Source organism: Peribacillus sp. NPDC056705 (genome assembly GCF_043656335.1).
In genome coordinates this window covers 188,847-202,805 of the sequence record NZ_JBHTYI010000007.1, presented here as the reverse complement: position 1 = coordinate 202,805, position 13,959 = coordinate 188,847, and the positions used below count along the sequence as shown (strand labels likewise).

Below are 13,959 nucleotides of genomic sequence, written 5' to 3'. Positions count from 1 at the left end.
AATGCTTCTTTATGATTAACTATAGCATAACCAAAGCCCTGTTTCATTTATGACCCCTAAAAACCGAAACCAAATTAAACTTTTAATGAAATATGAGAAAAAATGCGCAAATTGATTGCTTTGAGGGAAAGCTAAACGTAAAATTAGAAATTGGTACACATACGGGAATTCCAACTTTATAGACAGATTTAACGGAAAGTTGAGGTTTTAACATGACAGAAAACAATAAACCCACAGCACTGATCATGATTTTTGGTGCTACCGGAGATTTAGCGAAAAGGAAATTGTTTCCTTCCATATATCGACTATTTCAAAAAGAGAAAATAAATAAGTTCGCAGTCGTTGGAGTAGCAAGGAGGCCATTGACGAATGAGGAGTTCCAAACAAGTGTCAAGGATTCCATACTTACTTTCGGACATGCAAAAGAAAAGGTCGACGAATTCATTTCCCATTTCCATTATCACTCCCATGATGTCTCCAGTTCGGAATCATATCTGCAGTTGAAGGACATTGCCGAAAAATTGGACGGACAATATCAATTAGAAGGAAACCGGATCTTCTATTTGGCGATGGCACCCGAGTTTTTCGGAACGATTGCCGAACAGATTAAAGCTCAAGGCCTGACCGACACGAATGGATATAAGCGCCTTGTCATAGAAAAGCCGTTTGGACACAGTTTCGAAACAGCACAAAAATTGAATGGGCAGATTCGAACGGCATTCGCTGAAGATGAAATCTACCGTATCGATCATTATTTAGGCAAAGAAATGGTACAAAATATTGAGGTCATACGTTTTTCAAATGCCCTATTCGAGCCGCTTTGGAATAACAGATATATATCCAATATCCAGGTTACTTCAAGCGAAACACTTGGCGTTGAAGAACGTGGACGTTACTATGAAACCAGCGGTGCCCTAAGGGATATGGTCCAAAATCATCTGCTCCAAATGGTGGCCTTGCTTGCCATGGAACCCCCGATCGCTTTGACGACAGAAGAGATTCGAAGCGAAAAAGTGCGGGCATTGCGCTCACTTCGACCAATGAAAGTGGACGAAGTCGATCAATACTTCGTCCGTGGCCAATATGGTGAAGGAACGATAGACGGTCAAACACTTCCGGCCTACCGCAATGAACATAATGTAGATCCCGAATCCAACACTGAGACCTATGTGGCGGGTAAATTGATGATTGATAACTTCCGTTGGGCCGGTGTTCCTTTTTATATCCGTACCGGTAAGAGGATGGATGTCAAATCAACGAATATCGTCGTTCAATTTAAAGATATCCCAATGAATCTGTATTATAAAACGGAAGAAACGCTGAACCCGAATCTTCTCGTTATCCATATCCAGCCTGACGAAGGGATCACACTGTACTTAAATGTTAAGAAATCCGGGACGACATCCAATACAAAGCCAGTAAAACTGACCGTCTCCAACAAAGGGATTGAACACATCAATTCTCCTGAGGCATATGAAAAGCTATTGTTTGACAGCATGCGCGGGGATGCTACCAACTTTACGCACTGGGACGAGGTAGCCCTATCATGGAAGTTCGTCGATACCATTTCCAATGCATGGGAAAATACTAAGGACGAGTCTTTCCCTAACTATGAAGCGGGATCCACAGGTCCGCTGGCATCCGATGAACTCCTGGAAGAAGACGGACATATTTGGTGGGAAATCAAGAATAACGAAAATGATGCTGACTGAAATGAAGAAGGGATGCAGATTTGAACCTGCATCCCTTCTTCATTCATGAAACACTTTTCCTCAGCAATTTATTCCGGATAATATCAAACATTTCCTTGGGCTTAGACATTTCTTCCTCTATTTCCGAATTAAGCCAAAAGGAAACACCAGATTCTAAGGCAATGAAAAATAAAAAAATGGCTACAGCCCACCAGATGATGAACATAAGTCTCCGCTCCTTCTCTCTTCTTTCTGCCTACTGTATCCTACGGTCCGACCAACTCTTTCAATGTTTATATTCCTTTTTCCGCAGGTGTTTAAACCTAAAAAGCAAGGATGAATGACATACATCATACTACATTTTCCCTAAAAAAGGTAAAACAATTGGAACTATTTACAATTAGTTCATTTTTACCATTTTTATCCTCATGGAAAAAGAATGCTAAATCCTTGCTTAGGTTACACTAGAAAAGGTGCCAGAGGACAGCACCACTAACTTCGGTGTGGAGGGATTAAACTTATGGACATTCGTGAAGGATTAATTCCAACAGCGTTGGGCACAGCCGTGACAGCTGCGGGTTATGCAATGAAGCAGACCCGGGGCTCAAACAAAATGGTTGCTAATACGGTTTTTGGTTTCGGTTTGGCACATGTTGTATTAGGGGTCATCGACCTTGTAGAGCATCGGAGATAGCAAAAAAAGAGGGCGCATGGAAGCGCCCTTTTTTTCTGTGCATCCGAGGTCCTTAACATGATGAATATTACAACCAAAAAAAGCCAGTATAAAAGGGGATCCCCTTTTATACTGGCTTGAACTTTTTATTTTTCCATCCATTCGGTATGGAACGTTCCTTCTTTATCAATACGTTGATAAGTATGGGCTCCAAAATAGTCACGCTGAGCTTGAATCAGGTTAGCTGGCAGCGTTTCTGTGCGATAGCTGTCGAAATAGGCAAGTGCTGATGACAAGCAAGGAACCGGAATTCCGTTCATCACAGCCGTTGACACTACCTCACGTAAAGCTCCTTGATAGCTTTCGACGATCCCTTGGAAGTATGGATCTAAAAGAAGATTGTTCAAGTTCGCTTCACGATCGTACGCCTCCTTGATTTTTTGGAGGAATTGTGCACGAATGATACAGCCGCCACGGAAAATCATCGCTATTTCCCCATATTGCAAGTTCCAGTCATTTTCTTCTGATGCTGCTTTCATTTGTGCAAATCCTTGTGCATATGAACAGATTTTGCTCATATAAAGTGCTTTACGGATATTTTCTATCAAAGCCTTTTTGTCGCCTGTAAATGATTCGGCTTTTGGACCACGAAGGATTTTACTCGCTTCAACACGCTCGTCCTTGATTGCTGAAATAAACCGGGCAAACACCGATTCCGTAATGATTGGAAGCGGAACGCCAAGATCAAGCGCACTTTGACTTGTCCATTTCCCCGTACCTTTTTGGCCAGCTTTATCTAAAATGACATCGACCATCGGCTTACCGGTTTCCTCATCATATTTTTTGAAAATATCAGCAGTAATTTCAATTAAATAGCTGTCAAGTTCCCCTTGATTCCATTCAGTAAAGACTTCATGAAATTCTTCGGCAGATAATCCAAGGAGATTTTTCAAAAGGAAATATGATTCGGAAATCAACTGCATGTCCCCGTATTCAATACCATTATGTACCATTTTAACATAATGACCTGCTCCATCCGGTCCGATATACGTACAGCAAGCATCACCGTCGACCTTAGCTGAAATATCCTTCAAGATCGGTGCAACAAGTTCATATGCTTCTTTTTGACCTCCAGGCATGATGGATGGACCTGTTAGAGCTCCTTCTTCCCCTCCTGAGACGCCTGTACCGATGAAATGGATGCCAAGCTTGCTTAATTCCTCATTGCGGCGCTGAGTGTCCTTGAAGAAGGTATTCCCTCCATCAATAACGATATCACCTTTTTCAAGTAACGGTTTTAATTGCTCGATCGTTGCATCTGTTGCCGCCCCGGCTTTAACCATCAATAAAATTTTGCGTGGCGTTTCCAAAGAATTGACGAATTCTTCAAGTGTATAAGCGGCTGTTACGTTTTTGCCTTCCGCTTCCTTCATCATTTCGTCCGTTTTTGATCCTGAGCGATTATACACGGAAATTGAATATCCCCTGCTTTCAATATTAAATGCAAGGTTCTTGCCCATTACGGCTAGTCCGATAACGCCAATCTGTTGTTTTGTCATGCTTCATCTTTCCCTTCTCTATATCTTTACACAGCTTGTACGCTATTCTTTGTTAAAAGAAGGATCATTCCTCCTGGATTGCCCAAAGAAATCTTTGCTGAAGCTAGTGTCTGTTCCAATTGAACGGTTTTTCAAGGGTAATCCCTTTTTAATAATATTTTCTCCGTACTTATTTTGCAAGTGTTCCATCGCTTCATACAGAGGTTCTTTTTCTGCATCCTCTTGAAAGGAGAAAATATCCAGTTGCTTGAAGGCCGACTCTTTTTCGATGACATCATAGGCCGTGACACCAAGAAGCCTGATTCCTTCCCCATTCCAATTTTTCATAAAGAGATCGATAGCTCCATCCAAAATATCCTTTTTTTCAAAAACTGGATTAGGGACCGTTCTGCTTCTCGTTATTGTGCGGCGGTCTTTGTAACGGATCGTCACACCTATTTTTTGACCAAGCAGGCGTTTATTTCTCAAACGGGCTGCAACCTTCCCGGATAGCTTATCCAGTACACCGATCAGTTCTTTTTGATTGGTGGAGTCATGCGGAAGAGTTGTAGAGTTTCCAATGCTCTTATGCTCAAAAATCGCTTCGGGATCCACTGCCCTTTGGTCGATTCCATTAGCCCTATCTTTCAAACGGATGCCATTGATCCCCAGAAGCTGTTTAAGTTGACTATCATTGGCGTGTGCAAGGTCCCAGATCGTCATTATCCCGATAGTTCGAAGCTTTTCCGAGGTTTTATCCCCGATGCCATGCATTTGGCCAACTTGTAAAGGCCAGAGCTTTTCCGAAATGTCCCGTTTCCTTAACACAGTGATTCCCATTGGCTTCTTCATATCAGAAGCAGTTTTGGCCAAAAATTTATTAGGGGCAATCCCGATGCTGCAAGGGAGATCCATCGTATTAAAAATTCTTTCCTGAATGCTATTGGCTATATCTAAAGGGGATCCCAATTCGGCGCATTCACTAATATCCAGATACCCCTCATCTATCGAAACCGGTTCAACCATCTCTGTATATTGTCTTAAAACATCAAAAATAGCCAGTGATGCCTTTCGATAACGCTCGAAATTCGGTTTCTGAATGACTAATTGAGGACATAGTTTTTTCGCCTGCCAAATGGGCATGGTCGTTTTAACCCCGAACTTCCTCGCCTCATAGCTGCAGGTGACGATTATGCCCCTTCTCTCTTCAACATTGCCTGCAATGGCAAGCGGTTTGCCTTTTAATGAAACATCATATGACATTTCCACTGAAGCATAGAAACTATTCATGTCTACATGGAGAATGACCCTGCCATTTTTGGGATACATGTCCTTCATGTTTGACCGTCACATCCTTGTAAAATTAAAAAGATAATAGGCCCAATAAAAAATCACTTCTATTAAGGTACCCCTATTTATCTTTGGTAACCACGTTGAAAGATGCTTCCACTCCAAGAAAAACAGCCATCATGTCATTGATGACTGTTCATATATTCCTTCAATACTGTTAACACCTTGGCAAATATATACGAGTTTTTGCTGATCAATGATCGTAATCAAAAGGCAACCCCTTGAATATATTCGGTAAAAATCAAGATTTCACGTCACCCTGGCCAATAGTTTGATGGAGGATATCCGTCTTTATTGCAATCCACCTTTGGCCATCATAGCCTGGGCTGATTTACCTGGTTGCAGGAAATCCGGAAAGCAAGGCATCAGGTCTTGCGATGGAATCACGAATTCATTAGGCACGGCATATTCCACGCCCTCTGCAAGAAGTCCGATAACCTTTTTACTCAGGAAACTCTCCTCCATCCCCCTGTCATATTTTGGGTGATTATTCCCCTGATACTTCTTTGATGATAGTGACAACCATTTCAGCTAGCTTCGTTAATTCCTCAACTGGGATTCTTTCATTCGTAGTATGGATATCTTCATAGCCCACTGCGAGATTGACAGTAGGGATGCCAAAGCCTGCAATGACATTCGCATCGCTTCCTCCGCCGCTTTTAACAAGCTCGCAAGGACGGCCGATTTTCTCTGCTGCCTTTCTTGCGATTTCGACTACATGATCACCAGCACCATATTTAAAACCAGGATACATCACGTTAACTTCAACTTCAGCACGTCCGCCCATTTCAATGGCTGCAGTCTCGAATGCCTCTTTCATTTTCGCTACCTGTATTTCCATTTTTTCAGGAATCAAAGATCTTGCTTCTGCAAGGATTTCAACATGGTCACAAACAATATTGGTTTGCTGTCCGCCCTGGAAACGTCCGATATTGGCTGTCGTTTCCTCGTCGATTCTGCCCAATGGCATTCTAGAGATTGCTTTGGCAGCGATCGTAATGGCCGAAACGCCTTTCTCAGGAGCGACACCAGCATGTGCAGTCTTGCCTAAAATGGTTGCAGATACTTTCGCCTGAGTAGGTGCAGCAACAACCACATTTCCCACTTTTCCATCACTATCAAGTGCAAAACCGAATTTAGCCGTTACAAGGGAGCGATCCAATGCCTTTGCCCCAACCAAGCCAGATTCTTCACCTACTGTAATGATGAATTCAATTGTACCATGTTCGATATTCTGTTCTTTCAACACTTTAAGCGTTTCTAACATGACCGCTAATCCAGCTTTGTCATCCGCACCTAAAATGGTCGTTCCGTCTGACACTATGTATCCATCCTTGATGGAAGGCTTGATTCCATTACCCGGTACAACCGTATCCATATGGGATGTGAAATAAATGGTATCCACGCCTTCTTTCATTCCTTTTAAAGTACATACTAAATTCCCTGCACCATGACCGGTAACTGCTGTTGTATCATCTTCAAAAACCTCTACACCCAGTGCCCCGAATTTTTCTTTCAGCACTTTGGCGATGGCTGCTTCATTTTTCGTTTCGGAATCAATCTGCACCAATTCCATAAATTCATTAACTAAACGTTCTTCATTTATCATAAAATAAAACCTCCAAAAAAGTTTTCCTCTTTAATTATACTTCTAAAAGCGGCGCCCCGGCAAATAAAGTGAAAAGGAAGAACCCAGAATGGCATGCTGGTCATTTCCCTGCCAAAATGTGAATGATGCTTATAAATGGTTTTCTTTTAAATGATATCTTCCCCAGTATGGAAAGGAGCCCAAAACAGATAGTTTGGGCTCCTTTCAATGTTGGATCGGATCACAACGGAATATTTCCGTGTTTTTTCCATGGTCGGTTTTCTTTTTTGTTGCGCAGCATATCAAGAGATTGAATGATCTTAATCCTGGTTTCACGGGGATCAATTACATCATCCACCATTCCAAGACTTGCGGCAACATATGGATTGGCGAACTTCTCACGGTATTCTTCAATTTTAGCTGCACGTGTCGCTTCCGGATCTTGGCTATTTTGAATTTCACGGGCAAAAATGATATTTGCCGCTCCAGCTGATCCCATTACAGCGATTTCAGCATTTGGCCATGCAAACGTCAGATCCGCACCGATGGATTTACTATTAAGAGCCACGTAAGCTCCTCCGTACGCTTTACGCAGAATGATCGTCAATTTTGGTACTGTTGCTTCCGAATAAGCATATAGCAGCTTTGCACCATGGCGAATGATCCCGCCATGTTCTTGTTTAACGCCCGGGAAAAACCCTGAAACGTCTTCAAATGTAATTAGCGGAATGTTGAACGAGTCACAGAAACGAATAAAACGGGCAGCCTTATCTGATGAATCAATATCAAGTCCCCCAGCCAACACCTTTGGCTGGTTACAGACAAGCCCCACTGATTTCCCTTTGATACGCGCCAAGCCGACCACTATGTTTTTCGCAAAGCCCTCTTGAACTTCCATAAAGGAATCCTCATCGACAACCTGCTCCAATACTTTCCGAACATCATATGGACGAATCCCTTCATAAGGGACTACATCCGTTAAGTCCGGACGGTAGTCATCTCCTTCGTCGGCTTCCAAAACAGGCGGCTTCTCTTCATTGTTTTGTGGAAGATAACTCAGGAGACGTCTAACGTCCGCCAATACTTGCTCCTCAGATGCTCCCTTGAAATGGGCATTCCCGCTTATGGTATTATGTACTGCCGCTCCACCCAATCCTTCAGATGAAATCTTTTCCCCTGTAACCGTTTCAATGACTTTAGGACCTGTTATGAACATTTGGCTCGTTTTTTCAACCATGAAGACAAAGTCTGTTATGGCTGGGGAATATACGGCTCCACCTGCACAAGGTCCCATAATAACCGAAATCTGTGGTATGACCCCTGAATAAATGGAATTCCGGTAAAAAATTTGGCCATATCCGTCAAGCGAAACCACGCCTTCTTGAATACGCGCCCCACCAGAATCGTTTAAACCTATGAAAGGGGCTCCATTCTCCGCTGCCAAATCCATAACATTGGCAATTTTCAGAGCATGCATTTCACCGAGTGCCCCGCCAAAAACAGTAAAATCCTGTGAAAACAGATAAATATCACGGCCGTTGACCTTTCCGTAACCGGTGACAACCCCTTCTCCTGGCCCTTCTTCCTTTTCCATGCCAAAATTGGTATTACGGTGTTTGATAAAAGGATTAAGCTCTATGAAAGTACCCGGATCAACTAAAAGTTCAATTCTTTCCCTTGCAGTAAGTTTGCCCTTTTCATGCTGCTTATCGATTCTTTCTTCACCGCCGCCCATTTCCACTTTGCGGCGTCTGTCATATAGGTCATTGATCGTATCGTATATGTCTGTCATTCCTGCTCCTCCTTTGATACTGCTTGTTCACAAAGCTCATATAATACACCCGCGGTAGACTTGGGATGAACGAAAGCAACATCCGCATTGTGTGCTCCCTTTCTTGATGAATCATCAATCATCCGCAATCCAGATTCTTTGATTTCTTTTATTCTCTCTTCGATGTCATCGACGCCAAGTGCCACATGATGAATCCCTTCACCGCGTTTTTCGATGAATTTGGCGATTGGGCTTGCCGGTGACAACGCTTCCAACAACTCCAAACGGGTATTGCCTGCCAGGATGAAGGCCACTTTCACTCCTTGACTCCCAACTGTCTCGATTCCTTCAAGTTTCAATTTCAACGTTTCCGTGTAAAGTGGCAAGGTCTCCTCCAGTGACTTGACGGCAATACCTATATGATCGATATTTTTAATCATCATAAAACCCCCATGCTATGTATTATTGGATGACTCCATTAGAATACTACTAATCTTGCATTAAAGCCTTTCAAGATTCGGAATAATATGAACATTATACTTTTACTTGTTTCTACTAAATGTTCAAGTTAAAATAAAATCAATTAAACTGTTTTAAGGGAGAGAGCATATGGGAAACAAGAAAATCAGAAAAATCGTCGTGTATTTAATGCTTATCTCAATGTTATTAACGAGCTTATTATCAGGTATCGCATTTCTTTTGTAATAGAAACCGTTGGGAGGGGAGCAAAGCTTCCCTCTCTTTATTTTATCGCTCCATTTTTCTTTGCCAACGTTTCGAAATCCTCGTTCGATATGGTGATCAAAACTTTAGTGCCGATGGGGACTTTTTCGTACAAACGCTCTACATCGGATTTATGCATCCGTACACAGCCATTTGAAATGTATTTACCAATTGATGATGGCTTATTCGTACCATGAATGCCGTAAATCCTCCCATCGGTATTTCGTGCATCGAATCCAATCCACCGCGACCCCAGAGGGTTCCTGGGATCGCCGCCAGGAATATTTTTTTTCCGGTAATATGGATTGACTGCTTTTACCTTGACCGTGAAAATCCCTTCGGGTGTAAGTTCCTGGCTCTTTCCCGTACCGACCGGCAGAATCTCCTTGACCTCATTATCATCAATGAACGCCAATTTATTGTTAGCTTTATTGATGATGATAAACGGATCGCCAGGCTTAACCGATTGAGGTTGGGCCTGTACCTGCAACGGCCACAAAAGTAGCATAAGCAACAAAGAAAGAATCCATTTCATGTTGTATCATTCCTTCACTTTTTTGCTTAGTTTAAGCCAAGTGCCTCTTTTTCATTCGGTTGCCGTTCAGCTTGGGTAGTCCCTTGAAGGAATGCTTCAACAATAAATAACGCTCCATTTCCTTCATGAGCTGCAGTAATGCGGCCCTGGATTCGAACTCTTCCCTTGTCTGCGGCAGTGCCATTCCCCTAAAATGAATCTCCATTTCTTCAAGCTTCTTCAGATAAAGAATGGCCGTATTTTGTGGGTGGACATTTTCTGCCAAATCTTCTATAAAATCAGCCACTATTCCGCTTTGCTTGACCACCAATGGAATATTCGTGACAAGGGGCAGAATTCGCTCAATTATTTCAAATTGCTTTTCACGCATTTTGAAATAATGGTAATACAGGTCTTCTTCCCTTAAAAAATGATTTTCCACGTCCCTGAAGGCAAGGCTTTTGGCTTGATTAAGAAGATTGGCCGTTTCGGTGATTTCCTTACCATCCCATGTGTGATCATTATCCCTTAAATAGCGGACAATTCCCATCAAGATCGCACTAAAGTTCGTTTCGATGCTTTCCTGGTAGGTCAACAGTTTGTCATCGACACTGGGCATGTACAGATTCATGACAAGCGCCACTCCAACTCCAACCGCGATTAATATCGTTTCATTGATCAGCAGGGAAAAAGTGATGTCACCCGCCCCGTATAGATGCATGATGATGACGCTGCTCGTCACAATCCCCTCATTAATCTTCAAGGCAACAGCCGTTGGAATGAAAATCAAGAGAATCAAACCTATTATCAGCGGATGGAATGCGATGAAATGAAAGAATAGGGATGCATAGGCCATTGCGATCAAACAAGCTAAAAACCGGTGCCAGGAGGCATACACCGACTTCTTTTTTGTAACTTGAATGCATAAGATCGCAATGATTCCCGCAGCAGAGAAATATTCGAGATTAAGCATTTGTGCAATAATAATTGCCAGGGTGGCCCCCAAAGCAGTTTTAATCGTCCTGTACCCGATTTTAAACATTGTTATGTATCACCTGGCTCTTTCTCTATCTATTATAATACTATCAGGAAATCAGATATTTTTACAGTCCTTTGCGAGTTAAATTTCCATTTTTTCTAAATGCATTCACACAAAAATACATTATAGGAAAAAAATAAAAAAGGTAACCTAAACGTTACCTTTTTTACAATTATATACTATTTTCTTCAGCTTATAAAACTTTTTCCAAGAAGTCTTTTGCACGCTGGCTTTTCGGATTGGAAAAGAATTCTTCCGGAGCACTTTCCTCGACAAGCAGACCCCCATCCAGGAATAGTACACGATCGGCCACTTCCCTGGCAAATCCCATTTCATGCGTTACGATCAGCATGGTCATCCCCGTATGTGCCAGTGACTTCATAACCTCGAGCACTTCTTTTACCATCTCGGGATCAAGCGCTGAAGTCGGTTCATCGAAAAGGATTACTTCCGGGTTCATTGCCAATGCCCGCGCAATCGCGACCCTTTGTTTTTGCCCGCCTGACAGACGATTCGGATAAGTCGATTCTTTATCGGACAAACCTACTTTATTCAAGAGTTCACGAGCTTGTTTTACAGCCTCGGCCTTTGATAGTTTTTTCACCTTCATAGGTGCATATGTCAGATTCTCCAGTACGGTTTTATGCGGAAATAAATGAAAATGTTGAAATACCATCCCGACATTTTCACGCACTTTCATGATATTGGTCTTTTTTTCAGTGATGATTTGATCTTTAAACCTGATTTGACCATCAGTTGGAGTTTCAAGCATATTGATGCAGCGTAAGAAAGTTGATTTTCCCGAACCGGACGGGCCGATGATTGCTAACACTTCTCCCTGCCCTATCTCGGTGCTGATTCCTTTTAATACTTCGAGCTTACCATAGTTTTTTTTGAGTCCATCAATTTTAATCACTGCGTCTCATTCTCCTTTCAATCACTTTGCCTAAGATGGTGAGAACCATGACCATCACATAATAAATGAGACCGGCAAATAATATCGGCTCGAAGAATTTATATGTCTCACCGCCGACAATATAAGAACGGCGCATGATATCCCCTAATCCAATAATTGTGACAACGGCTGATTCCTTGGTTAAGGAAATCAATTCGTTCACAAGCGATGGCAGGATATTCTTGATGGCCTGCGGAAGGATAATATTTAGCATCATACCTGAATAGGGAACCCCAAGTGCAAGCGATGCCTCTCGTTGGCCTTTATCGACAGCTAAAATGCCTCCCCTGATAATTTCAGAGATGTATGCCGCTGAATTTAGCCCGAATGCTAAAAATGCTGCTTGGAACGCTTCGATTTGAATCCCTAATATTTGTGGTGAACCAAAATAAATCAGCATTAATTGCAGCACCAAAGGTGTACCGCGAAAAATGGATGTATAAAAGTCTGCAATCCAATTTAAGGGCTTAATTCTGCTGATTTTAAGTATAGATAGTAATATTCCCAAAACAAATCCGATTACTGCCGCTACCGCTACAACCTTTAATGTTGTCGGTATCCCCTCCAGGATATATGGAAGGGAAGGCATAATCCTTTCAAATTCCAGATTCACTCCATTCATCCTCTCTTATGAAGGCCTTTATATTAGGTCCTTCCTCCTGCTTCATTTTATTAACAATAAAGCGCGGAAAAACGTTCAGAAGGCATACTCAAACTCTTCTGAACGCTTTTCATCTCTCTGTATTATTCAGTTTCACTGCCACCGAACCATTTTAATATTAACTTTTCCATTTCACCGTTCTCTAACATTTTTTTCAACTCGGCATTGAATTCTTCAGTTAACTTGCTTCCCTTTTGGAAAGCGATTGCCGAACCAGCATCTTGTTCACCGGACTCGATCAAATGCCCCACCAAATCTTTATTATCATTCAAGTAGCCTTTTGCAACAGTATCTTCCATGATTACGGCATCAAAACGTCCTGTTGACATTTCTTGAACAACCTCAGGTATACGATTCCGTTTTTCAATTTTCATCCCGATATCTTGGGATTTATTCAAGTCATTTGCCAATGTCTCCTGAATGGATGCAAGCTGTACGCCTACGGTTTTCCCTTTTAAATCTTCAACAGTTTTGATTTTGCTGTCCTTTGTCGTGATGATCATGTTTTTAGCTGTATAGTAAATATCACTGAAATCGACTGATTGCTCACGTTTTTCAGTTGGAGTCATTCCAGAGATAACGAAATCGACCGATTTATTTTCCAGAGCAGGCACAAGACTATTAAAGTCAATGTCCTTCACTTCAACCTCATAACCTAATTTTTTTCCGATTGCTTTAGCGATATCGATGTCAAATCCTTTAATTTCATCACTTTTAGATGTTTCAACATATTCAAATGGCGGATAATCCGCAGATGTTCCCATTACCAGGACCTTTTTGCCGTCTGTACCTGCTGTGTCCTTATCTTCTTTCCCCGATGTTCCGCATGCTGCTAAAATACCTACTAATAAAACAGAAGTAAGCAACAATGCTAACTGCTTTTTCAACTTCATTATTATTCCTCCAAAATGATATTTTCAATTCTCTTGTTATTGAATTTGGTTTAGTTAAAATTTGAATAACTAATATTCATACACTAATGTGTATTTTAACACACTCTTATAATTATTCAATAACGTAAATAATAGATTTATTTTTCAGAATATTACTATAATTTCATTTCTAAATAGCTCCAAAGGGAATATACCGGCATCCTTATCTTTCTTCTTTCCTAAATGCCCCTGACTTATGCAAAATCATGAATAAAAAAATCCGCCGAAAGTGCGGTTTTCAGATTGTATTCAAACTTCAAGAAAAGCGAGTTTGACTACGGTTTGTTTCTAAAAAAAACATTCAAGTTGATTTCAGAAATCCGCTCCCTTTCCGCCGACTGTCTGCCAAGCCTCCTCGCGCAAGCGCCTGCGAGGTCTCGGCTAGACAGTTATTCGGCAGGAGTGTCGCATATATCTTCAATCCAATAAGGATTTCATCCCCTATAAAAAAGGAAACATTCATAAAGGATAGCCAAGTCTTCTTTTTATAATCATGGTTCGGGATGAGACTACTTCCGAACCCC

15 protein-coding genes are annotated in these 13,959 nt (G+C 41.7%); 3 read left to right on the top strand and 12 right to left on the bottom strand.

The window, feature by feature from the left end; translation table 11 throughout:
- Positions 1 to 212 precede the first annotated feature (212 nt).
- Positions 213 to 1,712, top strand: a complete 1,500-nt coding sequence (zwf, locus tag ACFRAK_RS12205; protein WP_387705969.1) for a glucose-6-phosphate dehydrogenase — start codon at positions 213 to 215, stop codon at positions 1,710 to 1,712.
- A gap of 43 nt (positions 1,713 to 1,755) precedes the next feature.
- Here zwf and ACFRAK_RS12200 read toward each other — a convergent pair whose 3' ends face one another.
- Positions 1,756 to 1,917, bottom strand: coding sequence for a hypothetical protein (locus ACFRAK_RS12200; RefSeq protein ID WP_179890982.1), 162 nt, complete (start codon positions 1,915 to 1,917; stop codon positions 1,756 to 1,758).
- Between the two features lie 294 nt (positions 1,918 to 2,211).
- On the opposite strand from ACFRAK_RS12200, the gene ACFRAK_RS12195 reads away from it, so the two are divergent.
- Positions 2,212 to 2,385 (top strand): hypothetical protein, encoded by a 174-nt coding sequence (locus ACFRAK_RS12195; RefSeq protein WP_034308217.1) that lies wholly within the window; start codon positions 2,212 to 2,214, stop codon positions 2,383 to 2,385.
- A gap of 125 nt (positions 2,386 to 2,510) precedes the next feature.
- Here the strand turns inward: ACFRAK_RS12195 and gndA are convergent, their stop codons facing one another.
- The 6 genes from gndA to mce form a co-directional block, all read right to left on the bottom strand.
- Positions 2,511 to 3,923, bottom strand: a complete 1,413-nt coding sequence (gene gndA / locus ACFRAK_RS12190; protein ID WP_260284642.1) for an NADP-dependent phosphogluconate dehydrogenase — start codon at positions 3,921 to 3,923, stop codon at positions 2,511 to 2,513.
- Positions 3,924 to 3,965: 42 nt separating this feature from the next.
- On the bottom strand, positions 3,966 to 5,240 hold the full coding sequence (locus ACFRAK_RS12185) for a DNA polymerase IV (protein ID WP_394571784.1): 1,275 nt from the start codon (positions 5,238 to 5,240) through the stop codon (positions 3,966 to 3,968).
- 303 nt (positions 5,241 to 5,543) lie between these two features.
- On the bottom strand, positions 5,544 to 5,717 hold the full coding sequence (locus ACFRAK_RS12180; protein WP_387597825.1) for a hypothetical protein: 174 nt from the start codon (positions 5,715 to 5,717) through the stop codon (positions 5,544 to 5,546).
- Between the two features lie 22 nt (positions 5,718 to 5,739).
- On the bottom strand, positions 5,740 to 6,861 hold the full coding sequence (locus tag ACFRAK_RS12175) for a tripeptidase T (RefSeq protein WP_387597827.1): 1,122 nt from the start codon (positions 6,859 to 6,861) through the stop codon (positions 5,740 to 5,742).
- Positions 6,862 to 7,081: 220 nt separating this feature from the next.
- Complete coding sequence (locus ACFRAK_RS12170) at positions 7,082 to 8,632, bottom strand: acyl-CoA carboxylase subunit beta (protein WP_192205433.1); 1,551 nt, start codon at positions 8,630 to 8,632, stop codon at positions 7,082 to 7,084.
- Positions 8,629 to 9,054 (bottom strand): methylmalonyl-CoA epimerase, encoded by a 426-nt coding sequence (gene mce, locus ACFRAK_RS12165; RefSeq protein ID WP_260284645.1) that lies wholly within the window; start codon positions 9,052 to 9,054, stop codon positions 8,629 to 8,631. The genes ACFRAK_RS12170 and mce overlap by 4 nt, the downstream gene beginning before the upstream one ends.
- Before the next feature lie 166 nt (positions 9,055 to 9,220).
- Here mce and prli42 point away from each other — a divergent pair, with 166 nt between their 5' ends.
- Complete coding sequence (prli42, locus tag ACFRAK_RS12160; protein ID WP_155726463.1) at positions 9,221 to 9,316, top strand: stressosome-associated protein Prli42; 96 nt, start codon at positions 9,221 to 9,223, stop codon at positions 9,314 to 9,316.
- Positions 9,317 to 9,353: 37 nt separating this feature from the next.
- Here prli42 and ACFRAK_RS12155 read toward each other — a convergent pair whose 3' ends face one another.
- The 5 genes from ACFRAK_RS12155 to ACFRAK_RS12135 form a co-directional block, all read right to left on the bottom strand.
- Positions 9,354 to 9,869, bottom strand: a complete 516-nt coding sequence (locus tag ACFRAK_RS12155; RefSeq protein WP_192205435.1) for a L,D-transpeptidase — start codon at positions 9,867 to 9,869, stop codon at positions 9,354 to 9,356.
- A 31-nt stretch (positions 9,870 to 9,900) separates the two neighbouring features.
- Complete coding sequence (locus tag ACFRAK_RS12150; protein WP_387597832.1) at positions 9,901 to 10,890, bottom strand: aromatic acid exporter family protein; 990 nt, start codon at positions 10,888 to 10,890, stop codon at positions 9,901 to 9,903.
- Between the two features lie 190 nt (positions 10,891 to 11,080).
- A complete protein-coding gene (locus tag ACFRAK_RS12145; protein WP_192205437.1) occupies positions 11,081 to 11,803 on the bottom strand; it encodes an amino acid ABC transporter ATP-binding protein in 723 nt (240 codons plus the stop codon).
- Positions 11,796 to 12,455 (bottom strand): amino acid ABC transporter permease, encoded by a 660-nt coding sequence (locus ACFRAK_RS12140; protein ID WP_207439437.1) that lies wholly within the window; start codon positions 12,453 to 12,455, stop codon positions 11,796 to 11,798. Before ACFRAK_RS12140 ends, ACFRAK_RS12145 begins: the two co-directional genes overlap by 8 nt.
- Positions 12,456 to 12,586: 131 nt before the next feature.
- Complete coding sequence (locus tag ACFRAK_RS12135; protein WP_483878285.1) at positions 12,587 to 13,390, bottom strand: transporter substrate-binding domain-containing protein; 804 nt, start codon at positions 13,388 to 13,390, stop codon at positions 12,587 to 12,589.
- Positions 13,391 to 13,959: the final 569 nt, after the last annotated feature.